The organism is Variovorax sp. AC103, from assembly GCF_979254005.1.
Genome location: NZ_CEEDFC010000013.1, coordinates 86,354 through 111,184, shown reverse-complemented (window position 1 = coordinate 111,184; position 24,831 = coordinate 86,354). Strand labels below are relative to the sequence as shown.

General features: G+C 67.5%; 19 protein-coding genes. 16 read left to right on the top strand and 3 right to left on the bottom strand.

The genetic code is table 11. From position 1 onward, the window contains the following. Positions 1-17: 17 nt before the first annotated feature. Entirely contained in the window at positions 18-1,268 is a 1,251-nt protein-coding gene (locus AC0IYU_RS19715) for an efflux RND transporter periplasmic adaptor subunit (protein WP_435486192.1), read from the bottom strand. A 186-nt stretch (positions 1,269-1,454) separates the two neighbouring features. On the opposite strand from AC0IYU_RS19715, the gene AC0IYU_RS19710 reads away from it, so the two are divergent. The 8 genes from AC0IYU_RS19710 to AC0IYU_RS19675 all read left to right on the top strand — a co-directional run bounded on the left by AC0IYU_RS19710 (position 1,455) and on the right by AC0IYU_RS19675 (position 11,674). Then, positions 1,455-1,913: a hypothetical protein gene (locus AC0IYU_RS19710; protein ID WP_472120283.1), complete on the top strand. Its 459-nt coding sequence runs from the start codon at positions 1,455-1,457 to the stop codon at positions 1,911-1,913. A gap of 72 nt (positions 1,914-1,985) precedes the next feature. Continuing rightward, positions 1,986-3,353: a tRNA (N6-isopentenyl adenosine(37)-C2)-methylthiotransferase MiaB gene (gene miaB, locus AC0IYU_RS19705; protein ID WP_472120281.1), complete on the top strand. Its 1,368-nt coding sequence runs from the start codon at positions 1,986-1,988 to the stop codon at positions 3,351-3,353. Then, entirely contained in the window at positions 3,353-4,780 is a 1,428-nt protein-coding gene (locus AC0IYU_RS19700; protein WP_435441294.1) for a sensor histidine kinase, read from the top strand. The genes miaB and AC0IYU_RS19700 overlap by 1 nt, the downstream gene beginning before the upstream one ends. Before the next feature lie 107 nt (positions 4,781-4,887). Continuing rightward, positions 4,888-5,508, top strand: coding sequence for a hypothetical protein (locus tag AC0IYU_RS19695; RefSeq protein WP_472120280.1), 621 nt, complete (start codon positions 4,888-4,890; stop codon positions 5,506-5,508). After that, entirely contained in the window at positions 5,505-6,893 is a 1,389-nt protein-coding gene (locus tag AC0IYU_RS19690) for a sigma 54-interacting transcriptional regulator (RefSeq protein ID WP_435441292.1), read from the top strand. Before AC0IYU_RS19695 ends, AC0IYU_RS19690 begins: the two co-directional genes overlap by 4 nt. 402 nt (positions 6,894-7,295) lie before the next feature. Continuing rightward, positions 7,296-9,311, top strand: coding sequence for a glucans biosynthesis glucosyltransferase MdoH (gene mdoH / locus AC0IYU_RS19685; RefSeq protein WP_472120279.1), 2,016 nt, complete (start codon positions 7,296-7,298; stop codon positions 9,309-9,311). A 324-nt stretch (positions 9,312-9,635) separates the two neighbouring features. Then, positions 9,636-10,538, top strand: coding sequence for an RNA ligase family protein (locus AC0IYU_RS19680; RefSeq protein WP_472120278.1), 903 nt, complete (start codon positions 9,636-9,638; stop codon positions 10,536-10,538). Continuing rightward, positions 10,535-11,674 (top strand): AAA family ATPase, encoded by a 1,140-nt coding sequence (locus AC0IYU_RS19675; RefSeq protein WP_472120276.1) that lies wholly within the window; start codon positions 10,535-10,537, stop codon positions 11,672-11,674. The genes AC0IYU_RS19680 and AC0IYU_RS19675 overlap by 4 nt, the downstream gene beginning before the upstream one ends. A gap of 89 nt (positions 11,675-11,763) precedes the next feature. Here the strand turns inward: AC0IYU_RS19675 and ffh are convergent, their stop codons facing one another. Beyond that, the gene (gene ffh, locus AC0IYU_RS19670) at positions 11,764-13,152 is read right to left on the bottom strand and encodes a signal recognition particle protein (protein WP_435486198.1); all 1,389 of its coding nucleotides are present in this window, start codon (positions 13,150-13,152) and stop codon (positions 11,764-11,766) included. A 194-nt stretch (positions 13,153-13,346) separates the two neighbouring features. On the opposite strand from ffh, the gene AC0IYU_RS19665 reads away from it, so the two are divergent. From AC0IYU_RS19665 to AC0IYU_RS19630, 8 genes are all read left to right on the top strand, one after another. After that, positions 13,347-14,159, top strand: a complete 813-nt coding sequence (locus tag AC0IYU_RS19665) for a cytochrome C assembly family protein (RefSeq protein ID WP_472120274.1) — start codon at positions 13,347-13,349, stop codon at positions 14,157-14,159. Then, positions 14,156-14,416 carry a PP0621 family protein gene (locus AC0IYU_RS19660; protein WP_435486200.1) on the top strand — a complete coding sequence of 87 codons (261 nt, stop codon included), beginning with the start codon at positions 14,156-14,158 and terminating at the stop codon, positions 14,414-14,416. Before AC0IYU_RS19665 ends, AC0IYU_RS19660 begins: the two co-directional genes overlap by 4 nt. After that, positions 14,413-16,110, top strand: a complete 1,698-nt coding sequence (locus AC0IYU_RS19655; protein WP_472120272.1) for a two-component system sensor histidine kinase NtrB — start codon at positions 14,413-14,415, stop codon at positions 16,108-16,110. The genes AC0IYU_RS19660 and AC0IYU_RS19655 overlap by 4 nt, the downstream gene beginning before the upstream one ends. Before the next feature lie 4 nt (positions 16,111-16,114). After that, positions 16,115-17,668 carry a sigma-54-dependent transcriptional regulator gene (locus AC0IYU_RS19650; RefSeq protein WP_472120270.1) on the top strand — a complete coding sequence of 518 codons (1,554 nt, stop codon included), beginning with the start codon at positions 16,115-16,117 and terminating at the stop codon, positions 17,666-17,668. After that, positions 17,655-18,269: a 1,6-anhydro-N-acetylmuramyl-L-alanine amidase AmpD gene (gene ampD / locus AC0IYU_RS19645; RefSeq protein ID WP_472120268.1), complete on the top strand. Its 615-nt coding sequence runs from the start codon at positions 17,655-17,657 to the stop codon at positions 18,267-18,269. The genes AC0IYU_RS19650 and ampD overlap by 14 nt, the downstream gene beginning before the upstream one ends. Before the next feature lie 349 nt (positions 18,270-18,618). Then, a complete protein-coding gene (locus AC0IYU_RS19640) occupies positions 18,619-21,534 on the top strand; it encodes a ribonucleoside-diphosphate reductase subunit alpha (RefSeq protein WP_435441282.1) in 2,916 nt (971 codons plus the stop codon). A 224-nt stretch (positions 21,535-21,758) separates the two neighbouring features. Then, a complete protein-coding gene (locus tag AC0IYU_RS19635) occupies positions 21,759-23,000 on the top strand; it encodes a ribonucleotide-diphosphate reductase subunit beta (RefSeq protein ID WP_435486205.1) in 1,242 nt (413 codons plus the stop codon). A 197-nt stretch (positions 23,001-23,197) separates the two neighbouring features. Then, complete coding sequence (locus AC0IYU_RS19630; RefSeq protein ID WP_435441280.1) at positions 23,198-23,752, top strand: histone H1-like DNA-binding protein; 555 nt, start codon at positions 23,198-23,200, stop codon at positions 23,750-23,752. Positions 23,753-23,865: 113 nt separating this feature from the next. Here AC0IYU_RS19630 and AC0IYU_RS19625 read toward each other — a convergent pair whose 3' ends face one another. Beyond that, the gene (locus AC0IYU_RS19625) at positions 23,866-24,768 is read right to left on the bottom strand and encodes a carbohydrate kinase family protein (RefSeq protein ID WP_472120266.1); all 903 of its coding nucleotides are present in this window, start codon (positions 24,766-24,768) and stop codon (positions 23,866-23,868) included. Between the last annotated feature and the right edge of the window lie 63 nt (positions 24,769-24,831).

Here is a 24,831-nt window from a genome sequence, read left to right as displayed (position 1 = left end):
GGGAGCGGCCCGGCGGCTCATGCGCGTTCCTGCTTCGGCGGCTTGGCGTCCGCGCCGTCGGAAGACGCTGCGCTGCCGGGCGTGACACCGCTGGTGCCGTTCGTCGGCGTGGCCGGTGCGGCCGGCGCATCCGGCGCAGCCGCCGGCGCCTTGGCATCCACGCGCACCTTGCCGCCCGGGCGCACGTTCTGGTTGCCCTCGATCACCACCTGCTCGCCCGGCTCCACGCCGCTCACCGCGACCTGGGTGCCGAAGGTGTGCAGCGTCTTCACCTTGCGCCGCGTGGCGGTCCTGGCAGCGTCCACCACGTAGAGCGAGGTGCCGTCGGCCAGCATCATCAGCGCCGCGGCCGGCACCACCGTGGCGCCCTCCAGCGTGCGCACCGTGATGCGCGTGCCGACGAACTGCCCCGGCCACAGACCCTGGTCGGCATTGGCGAACACGGCCTTGGCGCGCACCGTGCCGATCTGCGGATCGACGGTGTTGTCGACGAAGTCGAGCGTGCCGCTCAGCGGCGCCTTGCGTCCGCTCACAAGCGCCTCGACCTTCGAGCGGGTGCGCGCGGCGGCCAGCAGGTCCTGCAGGTTGCCTTCGGGCACCGGGAAGCTCACGGCAATGGGGTCGAGCTGCGTGATGGTGACCAGCGAAAGCGTCGGCTGCACCAGCGTGCCCGGGTAGATGTTGACGGCGCCGATGCGCCCGGCAATCGGCGCGCGCAGCGTGGCATAGCCCAGCGCCACCTGCGCGCTCTGCACGGCGGCGCGGTCGGCGGCCACGGCGGCGCGCTGCGCCTCCAGCTGCGAGAGCGTGGCGTCGGCTGCGCTCTTGGCGATGAAGTTCTGCGCCACCAGGTCCTGGCTGCGCTTGTACTGGCGCTCCAGGTCGGCCATGGTGGCCTCGTCCTTTTGCTGCTGCGCCCGTGCGCGCGCCAGGTTGGCCTGGTCATTGCGGTCGTCCAGCGTGAAGAGCAACTGGCCCGACTTGACGAACTGGCCCTCCTTCACGTGCACCGCGCTCACCGTGTTCGTCACCTGCGGGCGCAGGTCGACACTGTTGAGGGAGACCACGCTGCCGTTGACCTGCACGGTGACCGGCACGTCCAGCTTCTGTGCCGTGGCCAGCGTCACCAGCGCGGCCGCGCCGCCGCCCGCCGGGACCGGCGCCTTGGCGCTTTTTCCATCGGTCTTGCCGCCGGACAGGCTCCACCAGCCGCCCGCGGCAGCTACGATCAACACGCCCACGAGGGCAACGGCAGCATTTTTTTTCATGGGGTTTTTGTGCACTTTGAGCTGACATCGGCTATTGAATCAGTGGCCGACGCGCAGTGTTGACCAGTCCTGTAAAGAAATGTAAAGCAAATCGGGCCGACGCCCTGCGCACACCTGCCGTGGACGGACCCCAGCGACGCCCCCCCCTCGCTAAAATCCCCGCTCCACAGCCTCTGGATAAACCCCATGAACCGCTGCAAGACACCCACGAACCCCCTTCCCTTCCTCGCGCTTTGCACCGCAGCCGCCGCTGTGGCCGGCCTGTTCTCGCTGCCGGCCAGCGCCCAGGACGACGTGCCCCGCCCGCAGACCCAGAACGAATCGCTGGTCGGCGGACGCACCTTCCCCATCGGCGCCCTGCGCGGCAAGTTCATGGTGGTCGACGGCAACGATGTGCAGCTCGACGGCAACCCGGCCCGGCTCTCGCCGGGCGCGCGCATCCGCAACCAGCAGAACCTGCTGCAGATGACCGGCGCGCTGGTAGGCCAGCTCTACCTCGTCAACTACACGCGCGACGCCGCCGGGCTGCTGAAGGAGGTGTGGATCCTCACGCCCGACGAAGCCTCGGCCCCGCGCGAGGCCATGAGCAAGCCGTTCCTGAACATCTGGCCGTTCACCTCGAACGACACCGTCAACACGCAATAACTGCGCGGCGCGCCCCGTGCGCCAGCGCCTGAAAGTGCCCTCCACCCTCGGAGGGCAGACAGAGAGCTCCCCATGAAAAAAGTATTCATCAAGACCTTCGGCTGCCAGATGAACGAGTACGACTCGGACAAGATGGCCGACGTGCTGCACGCCGCGCAGGGCTACGAGCCCACGCAGAACGTGGACGAGGCCGACCTCATCCTGTTCAACACCTGCTCGGTGCGCGAGAAGGCGCAGGAAAAGGTGTTCTCCGACCTCGGCCGCGTGAAACACCTGAAGGCCAAGGGCGTGAAGATCGGCGTGGGCGGCTGCGTGGCCAGCCAGGAGGGCCAGGCCATCATCGCGCGCGCGCCGTATGTGGACATCGTGTTCGGCCCGCAGACGCTGCACCGCCTGCCCGAGATGCTCAACGACAGCGTGCGCCTGAACCGCCCGCAGGTGGACATCAGCTTCCCCGAGATCGAGAAGTTCGACCACCTGCCGCCCGCGCGCGTCGAGGGCTCGACGGCTTTCGTGTCGATCATGGAAGGCTGCTCCAAGTACTGCAGCTACTGCGTGGTGCCCTACACCCGCGGCGAGGAAGTGAACCGCCCGCTGGACGACGTGCTGGTCGAAATTGCCGGCCTGGCCGACCAGGGCGTGCGCGAGATCACGCTGCTGGGCCAGAACGTGAACGCCTATCGCGGCAAGATGGGCGACACCGCCGAGATCGCCGACTTCGCGCTGCTCATCGAATACGTGGCCGAGATCCCCGGCATAGAGCGCATCCGCTACACCACCAGCCATCCGAACGAGTTCACGCCGCGGCTCATCGAGGCCTACGCCAAGGTGCCGCAGCTCGTGAGCCACCTGCACCTGCCGGTGCAGCACGGCAGCGACCGCATCCTGATGGCCATGAAGCGCGGCTACACCGCCATGGAATACAAGAGCACGGTGCGCAAGCTGCGCGCCATCCGCCCCGAGCTGGCCCTCTCCAGCGACTTCATCGTCGGCTTCCCCGGCGAGACCGACGAAGATTTCGCGAAGATGATGAAGCTGATCGACGACTGCCAGTTCGACAACAGCTTCAGCTTCATCTTCAGCCCGCGCCCCGGCACGCCGGCCGCCGCGCTGCACGACGACACGCCGCACGAGGTGAAGCTCGCGCGCCTGCACACGCTGCAGGCGGCCATCGACACCAACGTCAAGCGCTTCGGCCAGGCGCTGGTGGGCAGCACCCAGCGCGTGCTGGTGGAAGGAGCCTCGCGCAAGGACGCGAACGAGCTCATGGGCCGCACGGCCTGCAACCGGGTCGTCAACTTCGAAGGCGACGCGCGCCTGGTCGGCCAGATGACCGACCTGCGCATCACCCGCTCGCTGTCGTACACGCTGCGCGGCGAAGTGCCCACGCGCGAGTCGGGCGAACCGACCATGGCCGCCGCCACGGCGCTGGCCCACTGATGGCGAAGCGACCCTCCATCCGGGGCTCGTTCCAGCAGCTGCTGCTGTTTGCGTTCCTGCTGATCACCGCGCTGCTGGTCGGCGTGGCGTTGCGCTCGGTGCTTCAGTACGACGTGCTGATGACGCAAAGCCGCGACGCCGCGGCGCGCGCGCTGCGCCTGTCGGGCGCGGCCCAGTCGCTGGCCGAACGCAGCGCCGCCATGGAGCGCGCCGGGCGCCAGTCGCTGGTGCTCAACGACGCGGTGCTGCGCCGGCGCTTCGACGACGCCGCGCGCGAAGCCCACCAGGTGCTCGAACGCCTGGAGAACAACGGCCTGGCGCCCACCGGCATCGAGATGTGGCGCACCCAGCTCGGCGTGATCGAAGGCCTGATGAGCGGCAGCGGCGACAGTGCCCTGGCCCGCGAAAGCACCATGGCCATGCAGTTCCGCGAACTCGACGCGCTCAACACCAACCTGGCGCAGCAGGCGCAGTTCCTGATCGAAACGCAGAACGACGCGCTGGCCAAGCGCATCGAGAACGCGCGGCGCCGGCTGATGCGCGAAGTGGTGGCCGCGAGCGTGCTGGCCGTGTCGCTGGCGCTGGCTTTCGGTATCTGGCTGGCGCGGCCGTTCAAGCGGCTGGAGCACGCCATCGTCGGCCTCGGGCAGAACCGGCTCGACGAGCCCATCGACATCCGCGGCCCGGCCGACGTGCGGCGCGTGTCGCAGCAGCTCGAGTGGCTGCGGCTTCGCCTGACCGAGCTGGACGCGGACAAGGCGCGCTTCCTGCGCCACGTGTCGCACGAGCTGAAGACACCGCTGGCCGCGCTGCGCGAAGGCGTGTCGCTGCTGGAAGACGGCGTGACCGGCCCGCTGAATGCGGCGCAGCTCGAAGTCGCGCACATCCTGCAGCAGAACACCATCTCGCTGCAGGGGCAGATCGAGGCGCTGCTGCGCTTCAACGCCGCCGCCTTCGAGGCGCGCGAGCTGCGCCGCGAGCGCACCGAGCTGCTGCCGCTGATCGAAGAGCAGATCGAAGCCCAGCGCCTCCAGTGGCAGTCGCACGGCCTGCGTGTGCGCGCCGAGGGCCAGCCCATCGCCCTCACTGTGGACCGCACCAAGCTCGGCACGGCCATCGCCAACCTGTTGAGCAACGCGATCCGCTTTTCGGTAACCGGCGGTGTCATCACCCTGGCGGTGTCGGGGACGCCGGAAGCGGTCTACATTGACGTGAACGACGCGGGGCCGGGCATCGCCGAAGGCGACCGCGACCGGATCTTCGAACCCTTCTTCCGCGGCGAACGCCAGCCCGAGCACACGGTGAAAGGCACCGGCATCGGACTTTCCATCGTGCAGGAGTACATTGCAGCCCACGGGGGCCGCATCACCCTGCAGCCTGACGGACCCGGTGCACGTTTTCGCATCGAACTGCCGCGCACGGCCTGACAACGCCGCTCCCCCTCTCCCCTATCGCAACACCGCCTCACCGCATCGCGTCCCTTCTTCGACCCATGTTTTTCCCGTTCGTCCGCCGTTCCTCCTTTGCCGGGGCGATGACCGTGCCTTTCGTCCTGCTGCTGGCCGCCTGCGCCAGCCCGCCCAAGCCGCCCGCGGAGGCCGACGCGCTGCCGCCGCCGCCGCCGGTGATGCCGCGCGTGATGCCGGTCGAGGCCGAGCCCCGTGCGCCGGCAACGCAGCCCGCGTCGCTCTTCACGCTCATCACGCAGGGGCCGGTGGCCGCCATGCTGTCGTATGCCGACAAGATGCGCTCGCTCAACGGCGCCGACCTGGGCGCGGAAATCTCGCGCATCGGCGACCCCGGCGATTCGCCCACCAACCAGATGCAGCTGGCGCTGCTGCTCTCGCAGACCCGCGTGCCGGCCGACCTGGCACGCGCGCTGGGGCTGATGCAGCGCGTCATCGCCAACCCGTCGCCCGAGGCGCAACCGCTGCAGCCGCTCGCCCGTGCGCTGGCCGCGCGCTACGTGGAACAGCGCCGGGTGGAAGACGACCGCGACAAGCAGGTGCAGCAGCTGCGCGACAGCCAGCGCCGCATCGACCAGCTGAACGACCGCATCGAAGCCCTGCGCGCCATCGAGCGCAGCTTTGCGCGGCCCAACACGGCGCCCACGGCGCCGTCCGCGTCACCCAACGGAACAAGACAAAGCCCATGAGCAACACCGGTGCCCGCCTTCTCGTGGTCGACGACGACCCGGACATGCTCCGCCTGCTGTCGATGCGGCTGAGCTCGGCGGGCTACCAGGTGACGGCCGTGACCTCGGCCGAAACCGCGCTCACGCAGCTCGAGATCGAGCATCCGCAGCTCGTGCTGAGCGACGTGCGGCTGCCCGGACGCGACGGCCTGCAGCTGTTCGACGAGATCCGCAAGCGCCACCCCTCGCTGCCGGTGATCCTGCTCACCGCGCACGGCACCATTCCCGACGCGGTCGAAGCCACCGCGCGCGGGGTGTTCACCTACCTGACCAAGCCCTACGACGGCCGCGAGCTGCTCGACAAGATCGCGCAGGCGCTGGCGCTCGGCGCACCCGCCACCACCCCGAGCAAGGCCGGCGACGAAAGCTGGCGCTCCGAGATCGTGAGCCGCAGCAACCGCATGGCCGAGTTGCTGGCCGAGGCGCGCATGGTCGCCAAGTCGGACGCGTCCGTGCTGCTGCGCGGCGACTCCGGCGCCGGCAAGGAACTGCTGGCGCGCGCCATCCACAAGGCCAGCGCGCGCGCCGACAAGCCTTTCGTGGCCGTCAACTGCGGCGCCATTCCCGAGGCGCTGCTCGAGTCGGAGCTGTTCGGCCACATGAAGGGCGCCTTCACCGACGCCCACGCCAACCACAAGGGCCTGTTCCAGCAGGCCGACGGCGGCACGCTGCTGCTCGACGAAATCGGGGACATGCCGCCCGCCCTGCAGGTCAAGCTGCTGCGCGTGCTGCAGGAGCGCGCGGTGCGCCCGCTGGGCGCGAGCCAGTCGATCGAGGTGGACGTGCGCATCGTCTCGGCCACCCACCGCGACCTGGACGCGGCCATGGAGGCCGGCCAGTTCCGCGAAGACCTGTACTACCGCCTGAACGTGGTGACGCTCACGCTGCCGCCGCTGTCGGCGCGGCGCGAAGACATTCCCCTGCTGGCCAACCACTTCCTGCAGCGCCTGTCGACCAAGTACGGCAAGCGCCTGTCTGGCTTTGCGCCCGAGGCGCTGAAGGCGCTGACCACGGCCGCCTGGCCGGGCAACGTGCGACAGCTGTTCAACGTGGTGGAACAGGTGTGCGCGCTGTCGAGTTCGCCGCTGATCCCGCTGGCGCTGGTGCAGCGCGCGCTGCGCGTGCCCAGCGTCGAGGTCCAGACCTATGCCGACGCCAAGCAGCGTTTCGAGCGCGACTACCTGGTCGGCCTGCTCAAGCTGACCGACGGCAACGTGGCCGACGCGGCCCGCCTGGCCGACCGCAATCGCACCGAGTTCTACCGCCTGTTGCAGAAGCACGAGCTCACGCCGGGCCACTTCAAGGCCGACCCTGTCGCTAACGGCAGCGACCCTGTCGCCGAGTAGCGACGCACCTAAGTCGTTGATTCATATAGCCATTCACCGCCAGCCCCCCGGGCTTGTCGGGATTCGGCGACAAAAAGAGGGGTTTGGAGGCCTTCCGGCGGCCTCCACCCCTGAAAAACCACTCCGGATCGACGCAAGTCATTGATCTGAAAGCGTTTTTCCAGCCTGGCACAGGGTTTGCCCCTGTACTGGCATGACAGCACTTACCAGCCCATCTTTCGCACTGCGCCAGCAGCGCGACGGCCTGCGTCAAAAGCAGTTTTCCCTCTCGCGGCCCCGTGCCGCGGGTCATTCGCTGGCCGCGCTCGCAAGCGCAGGCGGCGCCGAGCCGGATTGCGTGATCAAGCGCTTTCCTGCCATTGGCGACACCCCTTCCCTCGACAAGCAACGTTGGTAAATCCCATGAAGCCAAACGACTTCTCGCAACTGAATGTTCTGGCCGATGCCGACTTCTCGAACCGCAGTGCGGTGCGTGAAGAGCGCCATCCCAACGCCGAGACCGCACCGCCGGTCAACCGCGGTTCCATGACGCCCCGCCCCTGGCGCGGTTTCTGGAACAGCCTGGGCACGGCCGCCCTGGTGAAGCTCGGCGCCGGCCGCTCGGGCGAAACCGCCAGCGCTGAATCGGTCCAGCAGGTCAAGCAACCCTGGCAGCGCGCCGCCGCGCAGCGCCGCTTCGCCTTCATGATGCTCACCCTGCTGAGCACCGTGATCGCGTCGTCGCTGTTCGCCAGCGTGCAACCCGACTACGACAACGTCTGGCTCGAATACGGCCAGATCGGCCTGTACGGCCTGCTCTCGGGCTGGGTCGTGACCGGTTTCGTGACGGCCCTCATGGGCTTCTACGTCTCGGTGCGCGGCGACAAGCACGCGCTGTCGGTGAAGCAGGTGGCCAACCACCCGATGAACCCCGAAGCGCGCACCGCGATCATCATGCCGATCTGCAACGAGGACGTGTCCACCGTGTTCGCCGGCCTGCGCGCCACCTGCGAATCGGTCGCGGCCACCGGCCACGCCAGGCAGTTCGACGTGTTCGTGCTGTCCGACAGCTACACGCCCGAAACCGCCGCCGCCGAGCGCGCCGCCTGGGAAGACCTTCGCGCCGCCCTGGCCGAGAGCCCGAACCAGCCGCAGGTCGAGGTGTACTACCGCCTGCGCACCCGCCGCACGCACCGCAAGGCCGGCAACGTGGCCGACTTCTGCCGCCGCTGGGGCAAGGACTACCGCTACATGGTCGTGCTCGATGCCGACTCGGTGATGAGCGGCGACTGCCTGACCTCGATGGTCAAGCTGATGGAAGCCAATCCCACCGCCGGCATCATCCAGACCGCGACGCAGGCCATCGGCCACGTCACGCTGCATGCCCGCGCACAACAATTCGCTTCCCGCGTGACGGGCCGCCTGTTCACGCTGGGCATGCAGTTCTGGCAACTGGGCGAATCGCACTACTGGGGCCACAACGCGATCATCCGCGTCGAACCCTTCATGAAGCATTGCGCGCTGGCCCCCATCAAGGGCACCGGCGGCATGTCGGGCGGCATCATGTCGCACGACTTCGTCGAAGCCGCGCTGATGCGCCGCGCCGGCTACAACGTGTGGCTGGTGTCCGACCTGGTCGGCAGCTACGAGCAGCAACCGCCCGACCTGCTGGCCGAGCTGCAACGCGACCGCCGCTGGTGCCAGGGCAACCTGCAGAACGCCCGCCTGATGGCCGAGCCCGGCATTCACCCGGTGCACCGCGCCATGTTCGTGACCGGCACCATGGCCTACGCCTCGGCGCCGCTGTGGCTCGCGTTCCTGACGCTGGGCACGGCCTTGTGGCTGAGCGGCTCGAGCCTGGTGTCGAGCTGGAGCGTGCTGCCCGCCGAGCTGGCCGGCCTCTGGATCTGGACCCTGTGCCTGCTGTTCCTGCCGCGCGTGCTGGGCATCGCCGCCGTGCTGATGCGCGGCGAGCAACGCCAGTACGGCGGTGTGTGGGGCCTGGTGAAGAGCTCGGTGCTCGAAAGCGGCCTGGCCATCGTGCAAGCCCCGGTCCGCATGCTGGCCCACTCGCTGTTCGTGGTCGTCGCCCTCACCGGCATCAAGCTCGACTGGAAGTCGCCCCCGCGTGAAGCCAATGCCGTGCCGTGGAAGATCGCTGCCGCGCAACTGGCGCCCATGACCCTGGTGATCGCCATGCTGGCCGTCGGCGTCGCCATGATCGACCCGAGCGCGCTGATCTGGCTGATGCCCGTGGGCCTGCCGCTGCTGCTGGCGATCCCGCTGACCGTGCTGACCAGCCAGATCGCGCTGGGCACCACGCTGCGCGACCGTGGCTTCCTGCTGATTCCCGAGGAATCGCGTTCGCCGGCCGTTCTGCGCCGCGCCTGGATGCACGCCGTGCGCCTGGCCCGCCCGGCCGCACTGGCCACCGCCTGATGCGCTGAAGACACAGCCCTCCAGAAAGCCGACCTCAGGGTCGGCTTTTTTCATGGTGCGTGGCTAGAATCGCCCACTCTTTTTCTTTCAACCCACGGATCGTTCGATCCCCTGGAGCGCCAAGTGCCCCGATTCGCCGTCATCACTCTCTGACGCCGACAACACCGCTTCATTGCTGGTCATGTCGGGCGCCAAGCTGCGTACCCACTGACCAGACACGGCCGCCCCCACACGGGGGACACAGGCCGAAGAAGTCGCTCCCGATCTCTCAGCTTCGCTCCCGCACGTTGTCGGTCTTTCCTGATTCGCATCTGGAGAACCCACGTGTTCACTCTCTCTTCTCTCTCATCGATTCCGCTGCTCAAGTACCCGCGTACTGCGCACCTGGAAGGCTCGCGCCTGCAGGCGGGCGACACCGACGACGGCCAGACGCCGCTCGCCGCGCTGCACGGCATGCAGGTGGTCATCGAGGAAAAGCTCGACGGCGCCAATGCCGCCGTGTCCTTCACCTCGGCGGGCGAACTGCTGCTGCAGTCGCGCGGACACTACCTCGCGGGCGGCGCCGGCGAGCGGCAGTTCAATCTCTTCAAGCATTGGGCCGCAGCCCATGAAGGAGCGCTGCTGGCGCGGCTCGAAGACCGCTACGTGATGTACGGCGAGTGGTGCTTTGCCAAGCACAGCTGCTGGTACGACCGGCTGCCTGCGTTCTTCCTGGAGTTCGATCTCTACGACCGGCGGGCGCAGTGCTTTCTGTCGACGCCGGCGCGGCATGCGTTGCTCGACGGCGGCCCGGTGCTCTCCGTGCCGGTGCTCTACGACGGCGAGATGCCGCGACAGGCGAAGGCCTTGCGCTCGCTCGTGCAGCCGTCGCTCGCGCGCAGTGCCGACTGGAAGGCGGCGTTCGAACAGGCCGTGGCGCACGAAGGCCAGCCGCTCGACCTCGTGCGCCAGCAGACCGATCCGTCCGACCTGGCCGAGGGCCTGTACCTCAAGACCGAATCGGACGGCCAGGTGACGGGCCGCTACAAGTGGGTGCGGCCGGATTTTGTCCAGACCATCCTCGACTCGGGCTCGCACCACAGCCGGCGGCCGGTGCTGCCCAACCAGCTGGCGCCGGGCGTGGACCTCTACGCACCGACGCCGACGACGACATGGCAAGACCTGGGGCTGCGCACGCTGCGAGACCCGGCCGAGCTGACAACAACAACTTCAAGGAGGTCGCGATGAACTTCGCCGATCTGAAAGCGCTGGTGCCCGCGCCCGGAAAGGGCACCGACTGGCCGCAATGCTGCGACCTGCTGCCGGCCCTGCTGCGCCTCGAGGAGACGCCGCAAGACCCGTACTACCACGCCGAAGGCAACGTCGGCATCCACACGCGCATGGTGCTCGACGCGCTGATGCAGGACGCGCACTACCAGCGCGCCGATGCCGACGGCCGCTTCGTGCTGTTCATGGCCTGCCTGCTGCACGACATCGCCAAGCCCGACACCACGGTGATCGACGAGGCCAGCGGCCGCATCGGCCAACCCGGCCATTCGCGCCGCGGTGCGGTCGACGTGCGCGTGCTGATGTGGAAGGCGCGCGTGCCGTTCGCGCTGCGCGAAGCCGTGTGCCGGATCATCGCGGTGCACCAGCTGCCGTTCCACGCCTTCGCTTCGCGCAAGGGCGTGCGGCCCGAGTGGCTGGCGCACAAGCTCTCGTGGGAGCTGAGCCTGCCTGACCTGTGCTGCGTGGCGCGCTGCGACATGCGCGGGCGCCACTTCGAGAAGCGCGCGGACAGCATGGCCGACATCGCGCTGTTCGAGGAACTCGCGCAGGAAGAAGGCTGCTGGGAAGGCCCGCGACGAATGGCCGATGCGCACACGCGCCTGGCCTACTTTCGCGGCGCCGACACCAGCCCCGACTACCCGCTGTTCCAGACCGCGGGCTCGCAGGTGACGGTGATGTGCGGCCTGCCCGCGAGCGGCAAGAACCATTGGGTGGCGCAGCACCGCAAGGGTTGGCCGGTGGTGTCGTTCGACGATGCGCGCGCCGAGCTGGGGCTGAAGCACGGCGAGAACGACGGCATGGCGGCACACCATGCCGTCGACCAGGCCAAGGCGCTGCTGCGAAGGCAGGAGCGCTTCGTGTGGAACGCCACGCACCTGAGCCAGCAGATGCGCACCAAGACACTCGACCTGCTGTGGAACTACCACGCGCAGACCGAGCTGGTGTACCTGGAGGCGCCGCATGCCGAGCTGATGCGCCGCAACCGCGAGCGCGACACCACGCTGTCGAACGCGGGCATCGAGCGGATGCTGCACCGCTGGGAGCTGCCGGCGCCCGTCGAGGCGCACGAGACGGTCTACGAAGTCCAGACCTAGTCCAGACCCGGTGCAGGCCTGAAGGCAGGAGGGCCCGCCGGTGCGAACCGGCGGGCCCTCTTATATATATGCAGTGACGCAGCGTTCGCCTAGAACGGCAGCTTGGGACCGCCGGGGCCGCCCATGCCGCCCATGCCCTTCATGCCGCCCATCTTCTTCATCATCTTCATGAGGCCGCCGCCCTTCATCTTCTTCATCATTCCCTGCATCTGCTCGAACTCGTTGAGCAGGCGGTTCACTTCCTGAACCTGCACGCCCGCGCCGGCCGCGATGCGGCGCTTGCGCGTGGCCTTGAGCAGCTCGGGCTTGCGGCGCTCCAGCGGCGTCATGCTCTGGATGATCCCTTCCTTGCGGCGGATGTCGCGCTCGGCGCGGTTCATGTCGACCTCGGTCGCCTTGGCGGCCATCTGCGCGGGCAGCTTGTCCATCAGGCTCGACAGGCCGCCCATCTGCTTCATCTGCTGCAACTGGCCGAGGAAGTCGTTCAGGTCGAAGCCCGCGCCGCTCTTGACCTTGGCCGCGAGCTTCTGCGCCGCCACCACGTCGACGCCGGCGGTGACCTGCTCGACCAGCGCGACGATGTCGCCCATGCCCAGGATGCGGCCCGCATGGCGCTCGGCGTCGAACACTTCGAGGCCGTCGATCTTCTCGCTGGTGCCGGCGAACTTGATGGGCACGCCCGTGACCTGGCGCACCGACAGCGCCGCACCGCCGCGCGAGTCGCCGTCGGTCTTGGTCAGGATGATGCCGGTGAGCGGCAGCGCGTCCTTGAAGGCGCGGGCCGTGTTGATCGCGTCCTGGCCCTGCATGGCGTCGACCACGAACAGGGTTTCGACCGGGTCGAGCGCCGCGTGCAGCTGCTTGATCTCGGTCATCAGCACTTCGTCGATGGCCAGTCGGCCGGCCGTGTCGACCAGCAGCACGTCGAAGTAGTGGCGCTTGGCATGGTCGAGCGCGGCGCGCGCGATGTCCAGCGGCTTCTGGTCGGGGGTGCTCGGGAACCATTCGGCGCCGGCCTGCTTCGTGACGGTCTTGAGCTGCTCGATGGCCGCCGGCCGGTACACGTCGCCCGACACCGTGAGCACCTTCTTCTTGCGCTTCTCGATCAGGTGCTTGGCCAGCTTGGCCGTGGTGGTGGTCTTGCCGGCGCCTTGCAGGCCGGCCATGAGGATCACCGCCGGCGGCTGGGCCGCGAGGTTGATGTCCGAGATGCCCTCGCCCATGGTGGCGGCGAGTTCGCGGTTGACGATGCCCACCAGCGCCTGGCCCGGCTTGAGCGAGCCCAGCACTTCCTGGCCGAGCGACTTTTCCTTCACGCGGGCGACGAAGTCGCGCACCACGGGCAGCGCCACGTCGGCTTCCAGCAGCGCCATGCGCACTTCGCGCAGCATGTCCTGCACGTTGCTTTCGGTGATGCGGGCCTGGCCGCTCATCGTCTTGACGAGGCGGGAGAACTTTTCTGTGAGGGCGGTGGCCATGGAGGAAATACCTTGTTGTCCGCTGGAGCGAACCGATGGAAGTCGTGGAACCTGGAGCCAACAGCAGGCACTGCCTTTTTCGCGAAACACCGCGGAACCGGCTTTGCCGGGCCGCAGGTGTTGCCCCCCGCAGGGGATTGGCATAGCGACACGAAGTGCGCGAAGCCTGGGGGCGAGCCATTACACTCCGACCGATGATTTTAGCGATCCCCTCTCCACTCGGCGTGGCGCTGGGCATCGCCACCGCGGTTGCCTATGGTTTTGCCGCCGCTGCAGGCGCAAAACTGAGTCGCCAATCGACACAGTGGGCCTTGGGCATTGCATGGTTGTTGCACGCCGCCGTGCTGGCTCACGGCCTCATCGGCAGCGAGCCGCGCTTCGGTTTCGCGCCCGCCCTGTCGGTCACCGCGTGGCTGGTGCTCACCGTGTATGCCATTGAAAGCCGCATGTATCCCCAGCTGAAGGTGCGCCGCGCGCTCGCCTGGCTGGGCGCGGCGGCTGTGCTGCTGGCCATCCTGTTTCCCGGCACGCCGCTGCACGTCATGGCCTCGCCGTGGCTGCCGCTGCACCTGGCGCTGGGCATTGCCTCTTACGGCCTGTTCGGCGCGGCCGTCGTGCACGCCTGGCTGATCACCCGCGCCGAAAAGCAGATCCGCCTGGCCACCGCCGAGCCGCAGGGCGGCGTGCCGTTGCTCACGCTCGAACGCCTCACCTTCCGCTTCGTCACCGCCGGCTTCGTGCTGCTGTCGGCCACGCTGCTCGCCGGCCTGCTGTTCAGCGAGCAGCTCTACGGCGCCGCCGGCCGCGCGTGGAAATGGGACCACAAGACCACCTTCTCGGTGCTCGCCTGGATCACCTTCGCGATCCTGCTGATCGGCCGGGCCCGCTTCGGCTGGCGCGGCCGCACCGCGCGCCGCGTGCTGTACGCCGGCTCGGCCCTGCTGCTGCTGGCCTATGTGGGCTCGCGCTTCGTGCTCGAAGTGGTGCTGGCGCGTCCTCCCGTATGAAATACCTCCTCGTTCTCGCCGTCCTGTGGATCGCGATCTGGCTCTGGCGCAAGAACCGGCGCGAAGAAATGCGCGACGCGATGCGCGAACGCGCGGCCAAGGCACAGCAACGCGCGCCCACGCAGGTCGCGGCGCCGCAGGCCATGGTGCGCTGCGCCCACTGCGGGCTGCACCTGCCGGCGACCGACGCCATCGGCGGCCCGGGCGGCACGGTCTATTGCAGTACCGCGCACCGCGAAGCCGCCGCGGTGCGATGAACGCGCCCCTGCCGTCGCGCGGCGACCCCGTCACCGACTGGGACCTGCTCGACCTCGGCCCCGGCGAAAGCAGCGCGCTGACCCGCCTGTGGCGCGGCTTCATGGGCGCGCGCTGTTTCGTCGCGCTGGTGCTGGTGGTGCTGCAGGGCGTGGCCTTCGTGCTCGGACAGCCGATGCAGCCGGCGGCCATGGCCATCTCCGCGCTGTACGTGGTCGCCAGCTGGCTGGGCATGCGCTACACGCGCTTCCAGCCGCCGATCCGCGGCTTCACCGCGCTTTGGCTGCTGGCCATCGGCATCGACCTGGGCGCCTTCACCGCCTTGCAGGTGCTGCAGGGCGGCAACGTCAACTACACGCCGCTGTTCGCGCTGCCGGTGCTCATGAGCGCGGTGCTCGGCACCATGATCGTGAGCCTGGGCACCACGGCCGGCGTCACCTTGCTGTTGCTGGCCGACGCGGGCTGGCACTGGCTGCAGCAACCGGTCGACTCCTCGGGCCGCTTCGTGCAGGCCGCGCTCACCGGCACCGGCCTGTTCGTGGTGGCGCTGCTCGCGCACGAACTGGCCCGCCGGCTGGCGCGCGAAGAAACGGTGGCCCAGCGCAACCGCAGCAGCGCGCAGATGCAGGCGCAGGTCAACGTCCTGGTGATCGAGACGCTGAGCGAAGGCGTACTGGTGATCGACGCCGAAGGCCTGGTGCACGCGGCCAACCCGGCGGCCGACGCCATCCTGGGCCAGGGGCTGGCGAAGCTGACGCTGCCGTTCCCGCTGCATGCGCAACCCGCCTGGCACGCGCTGGCCGCGCTGGCGCGCCAGACCTTCGCGCGCCGGGCGCCGCAGACCGAGGAAATTCCGGTGGCGCAGGCGCGCGGCGCGGCGCGCGAGGTGCGCGTGCGCACGCGGCTCACGCCCACCAGCGAGCAGCGCGCCGACAGCCTGTGCGTGATGTTCCTGCAGGACCTGCGCGAACTCGAGGCGCGCATCCGCACCGAGAAACTCGCGGCCATGGGCCGCATGTCGGCCGCGGTGGCGCATGAAATCCGCAACCCGCTGGCCGCCATCACGCAGGCCAGCGCACTGCTTAACGAAGACCTGACCGACCCCGCGCACCGCAAGCTCACGAGCATGGTGCAGCACAACGCGCAGCGCCTGGCACGCATCGTGGACGACGTGCTCGACGTGTCGCGCGCCCGCCAGCAGCGCGTGCTGTCGCTCGGCGAGCAGGTGGTGCTCGACCCCGCGGTGCAGGTGCTGGCCGAGGAATGGGTGCGCCAGACGCAGCGCCAGGGCGTGCAGGTTTCGCTCGATGCGCCGGGCAGCGACGTGCGCTTCGATGCCGAGCACCTGCGCCGCCTGATCGTCAACCTGCTGGACAACGCGGCACGCTATGCCGGCAAGCGCGAAGGCTCGATCCAGGTGCTGACCAGCCTGCAGCGCGGCACCACCGCACGCCCCAGCCTGATGGTGTGGAGCGACGGCGCGCCGCTGGAGCCCGCGGTGCAGCGGCACCTGTTCGAGCCGTTCTTTTCTTCCGAGAGCCGTTCGAGCGGGCTCGGCCTGTTCCTGTGCCGCGAGCTGTGCCGCCGGCACGGCGCCACCATCGGCTACGAGCGGCGCGCACTGGTGCCGGGCGGGCCCGAGGGCAACGAATTCTTCGTCAGCTTCGCCGCGAGCGAAAACCGGCTGACACAATAGCGCCGTGAGCATTTCCCCCCCTTCCACCCCGCGGCCGGCGCAGATCCTGGTCATCGACGACGAACCCGACCTGCGCACGCTGTACGAGCTGACCCTGCTGCGCGAGGGCTACCGTGTCGAGGCGGCGGGCAGCGTGTCGGAGGCGTGGCAGTACCTGGAGGCCGGGCGCTTCGACGCGGTGATCACAGACATGCGGCTGCCCGACGGCCAGGGCATGGAGATCATCCACCGCATCCAGAAAGACCAGCGCAGCGAGCGCTGCGTGGTCATGACGGCCTACGGCTCGGCCGAGAACGCGGTCGAAGCGCTGAAGGCAGGCGCCTTCGACTACCTCACCAAGCCGGTCGACCTGAAGCAGTTCCGCGCCGTCGTCGCGTCCGCCGTGCAGGCGCGCCAGGCGATGCAGCCGCCTGCCCGCGCCGCGCAGGCGGCGCCCGCCGGCACCCTCGATGCGCCGGTGATGGCCTCGGGCACCGGCATCGCCGCGCTCGAGCGCCTCGTGGGCGATTCGGAACCCATGCGCCTCGTCAAGTCGCGCATCGCGAAAGTGGCACGAGGCATGGCGCCGGTGCTGGTGCGCGGCGAGTCGGGCACCGGCAAGGAACTGGTGGCGCGCGCGGTGCATGCCTGCAGCCAGCGCAGCGAAGGCCCGTTCGTGGCGGTGAACTGCGGCGCCATTCCGGAGAACCTGCTGGAGGCCGAATTCTTCGGCGCGCGCAAGGGCTCGTACACCGGCTCGTCGCAGGACCGCGACGGCTACTTCCAGGCCGCGCGCGGCGGCACGCTGTTTCTCGACGAAATCGGCGACCTGCCGCTGGCCATGCAATCGAAGCTGCTGCGCGCGATCCAGGAGCGCAGCGTGCGCTCGATCGGCTCGACGCAGGAAGACGCGGTCGACGTGCGCATCGTGAGCGCCACCCACAAGGACCTGCACGCCGAGGTGCAGGCCGGGCGGTTCCGGCAAGACCTGTTCTACCGCCTCAACGTGATCGAGATCGCGGTGCCCGCGCTGCGCGAGCGCCGCGAAGACCTGCCCGCGCTGTGCGCCGCGCTGCTCTCGCGCATCGCGCAGGACGGCGGCTTGCCGGTGCCGCACCTGTCGCACGACCTGCTGCGCCGGCTGTCGCTGCATCCGCTGGACGGCAACGTGCGCGAGCTCGAGAACCTGCTGCACCGCGCGGTGGCACTGAACGACGGCGACGAACTGCACCTGGACCTGATGGGCGGCTTCACGGCCGCCGCCGAGGCCGCGGCGTCCGCGCCGGCGCCGCTGCTGCCGGCTTTCGACGCGCCTTCGCCGGCTGCCCCCGTGGCTTCCGCCGCGCCGGCCGCATCCCCCAAGGCCGCGCCGCCGCCGCTGCCCTCCGACCTGCAGGCCTACCTCGACCAGCAGGAACGCGAGATCCTGGTGCGCGCGCTGCACGAGAGCGGCTTCAACCGCACCGCGGCCGCCGCGCGGCTGGGCATGAGCCTGCGGCAGATCCGCTACCGCATCGCGCGGCTGGGCATCACCACACCCAACGGCGACGATGGCACGAGCAGCCATGCCGACGACTGACGCCCCTGTGCAGGCCCCCGCCGACGACGGCCTCTGGCACGCCGGCTGGTACCGCTTCGCGAAGGCGCTGCGCTCGCCCAACTTCGGACCCCGCCCTGCGCTCGCGCAGACCGACCTCGTCGTGCTGCACTCGATCAGCCTGCCGCCCGGCGAGTACGGCGGCGACGCGGTGCAGCAACTCTTCACCAACCGGCTCGACTGGGACGCGCACCCCTACTTCCAGTCGATCCGCGGGCTCGCGGTGTCCTCGCATTTCTTCGTGCGGCGCAACGGCGAGCTCTGGCAATTCGTGAGCTGCGACGACCGCGCCTGGCATGCCGGCGTGTCGTCGTGGCGCGGGCGCGGCAACTGCAACGACGACTCCATCGGCATTGAGCTCGAAGGCCTGGAAGGCCAGCCGTTCGACGAGCCGCAATACGAAACGCTCGCGAGCCTGTGCGCCGCCATCGGGCAGCACTACGCCATCGCGTACATCGCCGGTCACGAGCACATCGCGCCGGGACGCAAACACGACCCGGGCACCGGCTTCGACTGGCGGCTGTTGCGCAAACAACTCGGCTGGAATCCACAGATGTTTCCGGCGCAGGTGGTGCAGCGCTAATTTTTCCAATCGCGCAACGCGACGCGATGCGCTGAGCCTGACGCGCATCGACGCGCGGATTGCAACTGCCGCACCCAGCAACCATGCGGGCTGCAAGCCCAAATCGGCCCGCAAGCCAAGCGCCATGCGGGTTGGGACACCATGGGCCAGTATCCACGCGGCACTGCTGGCGTTGTCGCTTGCCGGATGAAAATCGGGCCGTGCGTGTATCCGGAGGAAAACACTACCTGTAGTGGCTTGTAGGGTGCCGACACCCCAGATATAGTGTCCTCCGTCCGGTCATCCACACCGGCGCGACGCCGACCCAGGCATCGCCAACCAACAAGAATTGCCAACCGAGAGGAAGCGAATGCAAACAGCCCTGAACCCCCAATCGACCCCGCGCGCCGTTCCCTCGACGCCGCCACAGCAGCAACGCGACACCGCGGGCTCGCACACCGGCCAGAACCTCGCCCACTACCAGATCATTCGCCGCAACGGCGCGGTCGTGCCCTTCGAGCCGAACAAGATCGCCATCGCGATGATGAAAGCCTTCCTGGCCGTGCACGGCACCCAGGGCGCGGCTTCGGCCAGCGTGCGCGAAACGGTCGACACGCTCACCCAGGCCGTCATTCGCGCCATGGTGCGTTCGCGTCCGGGCGGCGGCACCTTCCACATCGAGGACGTGCAGGACCAGGTCGAGCTCGGCCTGATGCGCGGCGGCCACCACGAAATCGCGCGTGCCTACGTGCTCTACCGCGAACGCCGCACGCAGGAGCGTTCCAAGCAGGGCGAGCATGAAATGCCGGCCCAGCAGGCGCTGCACGTGCTGGACAATGGCGAACGCGTCGAACTCGACCTGAACCAGCTCAAGGGGCTGATCGAATCCGCCTGCGAAAACCTGGGCGACAGCATCACCGCCGCGCCGATCGTCGCCGAGACGATGCGCAACCTGTACGACGGCGTGCCGCTCGACGAGGTCTACAAGGCTTCCATCCTGGCCGCCCGCACGCTGATCGAGAAAGACCCCGACTACACCTTCGCCACCGCGCGCCTGCTGCTGCACACGATCTTCAAGGAGATCATCGGCCGCGAAGTGATGCCGGTCGACCGCGCCACCGCCTACGCCGACTACTTTCCGCAGTTCATCAAGAAGGGCGTCGACAACGAGCTGCTCGACGAAAAGCTGCTTCAGTACGACCTGCCCCGCCTGGGCGCCGCCCTGAAGGCCGAGCGCGACAACCAGTTCGACTACCTCGGCCTGCAGACGCTGTACGACCGCTACTTCCTGCACGTGCGCAAGTCGCGCATCGAGCTGCCGCAAGCCTTCTTCATGCGCGTGGCCATGGGCCTGTCGCTGAACGAGATCGACCGCGAAGCGCGCGCCATCGAGTTCTACGAAGTGCTGTCGTCGTTCGACTTCATGTCGAGCACGCCCACCCTGTTCAACGCCGGCACGCTGCGCTCGCAGCTCTCCAGCTGCTACCTGACCACCGTGCCCGACGATCTGGACGGCATCTACGAGTCGATCAAGGAAAACGCGCTGCTCTCGAAGTTCGCGGGCGGCCTGGGCAACGACTGGACCCGCGTGCGCGCGCTGGGCAGCCATATCAAGGGCACCAACGGCGAATCGCAGGGCGTGGTGCCGTTCCTGAAGGTGGTGAACGACACGGCCGTGGCCGTGAACCAGGGCGGCAAGCGCAAGGGCGCCGTCTGCACGTACCTGGAAACCTGGCACCTCGACATCGAGGAGTTCCTGGAGCTGCGCAAGAACACCGGCGACGACCGCCGCCGCACGCACGACATGAACACCGCCAACTGGATCCCCGACCTGTTCATGCGCCGCGTGATGGAAAAGGGCACCTGGACGCTGTTCTCGCCCTCCAACGTGCCCGACCTGCATGACCTGTTCGGCGCCGACTTCGAAAAGGCGTACGTCGCCTACGAAGAAAAGGCTGCCCGCGGCGAGATCAAGCCCGCGCGCACCATCCAGGCTTCGGACCTGTGGCGCAAGATGCTCACGATGCTGTTCGAGACCGGCCACCCCTGGATCACGTTCAAGGACGCCTGCAACGTGCGCTCGCCGCAGCAGCACGCCGGCGTGGTTCATTCGTCGAACCTGTGCACCGAGATCACGCTGAACACCAGCGACACCGAAACCGCCGTGTGCAACCTGGGTTCGGTGAACCTGCTGCAGCATCTGAAGGACGGCAAGGTCGACCAGGAAAAGCTGAAGAAGACGATCTCCACGGCGATGCGCATGCTCGACAACGTGATCGACATCAACTACTACGCCGTGAAGAAGGCGCGTGACTCCAACCTGCGCCACCGTCCGGTCGGCCTGGGCCTGATGGGCTTCCAGGACGCGCTGTACGAGCTGCGCATTCCGTACGCTTCGCAGGAAGCCGTGCAGTTCGCCGACGAGTCGATGGAAGCCATCTGCTACCACGCGTACTCGGCATCGGCCGACCTGGCGCGCGAACGCGGCAAGTACTCGAGCTACAAGGGCTCGCTGTGGGACAAGGGCATCCTGCCGATCGACACGCTCGACCTGCTCGAGAAGGCGCGCGGCGGCTACGTCGAGGTCGACCGTTCGTCCACGCTGGACTGGGACGCGCTGCGCCAGAAGATCAAGGCGCAGGGCATGCGCAACTCCAACTGCGTGGCCATCGCACCGACCGCGACCATCTCGAACATCATCGGCGTGGACGCCTCGATCGAACCCTGCTTCGGCAACCTGTCGGTCAAGTCGAACCTGTCGGGCGAGTTCACGGTGATCAACCACTACCTGGTGCGCGACCTGAAGCGCCTGGGCCTGTGGGACGACGTGATGGTCATGGACCTGAAGCACTTCGACGGCTCGCTGCGTCCGATCGACCGTGTGCCGCAAGACGTGAAGGCGCTCTACGCCACCGCGTTCGAAGTGGAAACCACCTGGCTGGTCGAAGCCGCCTCGCGTCGCCAGAAGTGGATCGACCAGGCGCAGTCGCTGAACATCTACATGGCCGGCGCATCGGGCAAGAAGCTCGACGACACGTACAAGCTCGCATGGCTGCGCGGCCTGAAGACCACGTACTACCTGCGCACGCAGAGCGCGACGCACGCTGAAAAATCGACGGTGCAATCGGGCCGTCTCAACGCGGTGTCGTCGGGCAACGACGCACCCTCGGGCATGAGCGCACTCGAAGCCGCTGCGGCTGCCGCGAAGGCACAGATGAGCGCGATGCCCGCCACCGACATCGCGTTCTGCGGTGTGGACGATCCGACCTGCGAAGCCTGCCAGTGATTTGCAAGTGAAGCGCCGCGCGATGCATTCGAAATGCACGCGCGGCGCTTCAGCGATTCAGCGAGATGCATGCGAAAGACACTCGACGTTCACTCAATGACGGCATTGACTGACATCGCGCGATGCATGCGAGCAACATAACAACCACATAAATGGCGTGCGATGTGAACGAGCACTTTGCAACTCACATCGTTACTCCGATAATTTGAGCATTGGATTTTTCTATGTTGACCTGGGACGAAGAAGTCAAGCCCTCCTTATCAAAGGATATGCAACAAGGATTGCAGCACCACAACGCATCGACCGTCGGTTCGCCCGCAGGTCGTTCGTTGGATGCTCCGACTTCGTCGATTGCACAACCTGCTCTTCGCACCGTCGGCACGTTCGATGACGGCGCCGCGCCGCTGCGTTCGGTTGCCCCCGCAGCCGCAGCAACACCCGCTGTCGCCCAACGCGTCAAGGCTTCCGACAAGCGCATCATCAACGGCCAGACCGACGTCAACCAGCTGGTGCCGTTCAAGTACAAGTGGGCCTGGGAAAAATACCTCGCCACCTGCGCCAACCACTGGATGCCGCAGGAAGTGAACATGACGCGCGACATCGCGTTGTGGAAAGACCCGAACGGCCTGACCGAAGACGAACGCCGCATCGTCAAGCGCAACCTCGGCTTCTTCGTGACCGCCGACTCGCTTGCCGCGAACAACATCGTGCTGGGCACCTACCGCCACATCACGGCCCCCGAATGCCGCCAGTTCCTGCTGCGCCAGGCGTTCGAGGAAGCGATCCACACGCACGCGTACCAGTACATCGTCGAGTCGCTCGGCCTGGACGAGAGCGAGATCTTCAACGCCTACAACGAAGTGCAGTCGATCCGCGAGAAGGACCAGTTCCTGCTCCCGTTCATCGACGCCATCAGCGACCCGCACTTCAAGACCGGCACGCACGAAACCGACCAGACGCTGCTCAAGTCGCTCATCGTGTTCGCCTGCCTGATGGAAGGCCTGTTCTTCTACGTCGGCTTCACGCAGATCCTGGCGCTGGGCCGCCAGAACAAGATGACCGGTGCCGCCGAGCAGTACCAGTACATCCTGCGCGACGAGTCGATGCACTGCAATTTCGGCATCGACCTGATCAACCAGCTCAAGCTCGAGAACCCCGGCCTCTGGACACCCGAGTTCAAGGCCGAGATCAAGGACCTCTTCATGAAGGCCGTCGAGCTCGAGTACAAATACGCCGAAGACACGATGCCGCGTGGCGTTCTCGGCATGAACGCCTCCATGTTCAAGGGCTACCTGCGCTACATCGCCAATCGGCGTGCACAGCAGATCGGCCTCGAAACGCTCTTCCCGAACGAGGAAAACCCGTTCCCCTGGATGAGCGAAATGATTGACCTGAAGAAGGAACGCAACTTTTTCGAGACGCGCGTGATCGAGTACCAATCGGGCGGCGCGCTCTCGTGGGATTGAATCTTTCGACAAGAATTGGTGAATTCAAGAATTGCCCTTGCCACCGACTGCGCCAAAGAGCGCGGCATGGATGAGGGCTCAGGTGTTCATGGTGCTGGAGCTCAGATTCCAACGCCATGAATCACTTCACGCTACCCAACGTGCGTGGAGTGCTTCAATAGGTTGATTTTTTTCAACTTGATCAAGGAGAAATAGAAATGGCAACTGCAAAGAAAGCGCCGGCCAAGAAGGTCGCTGCAAAGAAGGCTCCGGCAAAGAAGGTCGTGGCTGCTAAGAAGGCTCCGGCCAAGAAGGTAGCCGCCAAGAAGGCAGCACCGGCAAAGAAGGTCGCTGCCAAGAAGGTAGCCGCCAAGAAGGCAGCGCCGGCCAAGAAGGTTGCGGCCAAGAAGGCAGCACCGGCCAAGAAGGCCGCCGCCAAGAAGGCTCCGGCCAAGAAGGTAGCCGCCAAGAAGGCAGCACCGGCCAAGAAGGCCGCTGCCAAGAAGGCTCCGGCGAAGAAGGCCGCCGCCAAGAAGGCGCCTGCGAAGAAGGCTGCTGCCAAGAAGGCGCCTGCGAAAAAGGCTGCGGCCAAGAAAGCCGCGAAAAAGCCCGCTGCCGCCAAGCCTGCCGCTGCTGCCAAGAAGCCTGCTGCAAAGAAGGCTCCCAAGGCAGCAGCGCCTGCCAAGGCAGCTGCCGTAGCGCCCGCTCCTGCGGCGCAAACGACGCTGAACCCTCAGGCAGCCTGGCCGTTCCCCACGGCCAGCAAGCCCTGAGTTATCTCAGCAGCCTTGAAGGCGCAAAGCCCGGCACCTCACGGTGCCGGGCTTTTTTCATGAGCGCTCGATGAACGAGCGCAGGCCGGCGAACCGGCGCGGGAAGAAGACGCTCAGAGGCCCAGGGCCTTGCGGTCGATCTCGTAGTTCTGCGGGCCACGTTGCGCGATCTTGATCGCGCCGACCTTGTTGCCCAGCGCCGCGCACTGCGCCAGCGACCAGCCCTTTTCCAGACCGAACAGCAGCGCGCCGCGCCATGCGTCGCCGCAGCCCGTGGGCTCGACCACCTCGGTCGCCACCACGCCGGGCACATGCTCGCGCTCGCCGTCGACCCACACCTCGCAGCCCTCGCCCGCCAGCGTGACCACCAGGCCGCGCACGCGCTGCGAGATCTCGGCCAGGCTCCAGCCGGTGCGCTGCGAGAGCATCTTGCCTTCGTAGTCGTTCACCACCACCCAGCTCGCAAGCTCGACGAAGTGGCGCAGCGCCTCGCCGTCGAACATCGGCAGGCCCTGGCCCGGATCGAACACGAAGGGGATGTCCGCCGCGGCGAACTGCTCGGCATGCTGCAGCATCGCGTCGCGGCCGTCAGGCGCGATGATGCCCAGCTTGATGTCGTCGCGCGCGGCCACCTTGGTGATGTGCGCCTGCTGCATCGCGCCGGGGTGGAAGGCGGTGATCTGGTTGTTGTCGACGTCGCTCATGATCATCGCCTGCGCGGTGTAGGTGTCGTCGAGCTGGCGCACGAACTCGGTGTCGATGCCCAGCGTGCGCATGCGCTCCACGTACGGGGCACCATCGTTGCCGAGCGTGGCCATGGGCAGCGCTGTGCCGCCCAGCGCGTTGAGGCTGTAGGCGATGTTGCCGGCGCAGCCACCGAAGTCACGCCGCAGCGTCGGCACCAGGAACGACACATTGAGGATGTGCAGCTGGTCCGGCAGGATCTGGTCGGCGAACCGGCCCTCGAAAGTCATGATGGTGTCGAACGCGAGAGAACCGCAAATCACTGCTGCCATGGTTGAACCGTTGGTTGAAGTTGAAAGAATGAAGGAGGAAGAGCGGGATGCGTGAAGGCACCC